Origin of the sequence: Bradyrhizobium campsiandrae, from assembly GCF_014529705.1 — a bacterium.
Classification (GTDB): Bacteria; Pseudomonadota; Alphaproteobacteria; order Rhizobiales; family Xanthobacteraceae; genus Bradyrhizobium; species Bradyrhizobium campsiandrae.
This window is the reverse complement of sequence record NZ_JAANIH010000446.1, coordinates 1-238: the sequence shown is the minus strand read 5'-3', so window position 1 is coordinate 238 and position 238 is coordinate 1. Positions and strand designations below refer to the sequence as shown.

The 238-nt window shown below is 66.4% G+C and carries 1 protein-coding gene; it reads left to right on the top strand.

Going from position 1 to position 238, the window contains the following annotated elements; genetic code table 11:
* On the top strand, positions 1 to 238 hold a 238-nt coding region (locus G8O24_RS43850), incomplete at both ends, for an ABC transporter substrate-binding protein (RefSeq protein WP_244646498.1).

The following is a 238-nucleotide window of genomic DNA, read 5'->3' as shown; positions in this document are numbered from 1 at the left end:
CCGGCCCGTTCAAGCTGACCAAGCTGGTGCCCCGCGAGCTTGCCGAGCTGACGAAGAATCCGGACTATTGGAACGCCAAGCGCATTCCGAAGGTCGACAAGATCGTGCTGGTGCCGATGCCGGAGGCTAACGCGCGCACCGCCGCGCTGCTGTCCGGGCAGGTTGACTGGGTCGAAGCGCCGGCGCCCGATGCGCTGCCGGAGCTGAAGCAGCGCGGCTTCAAGCTCTACGCCAACGA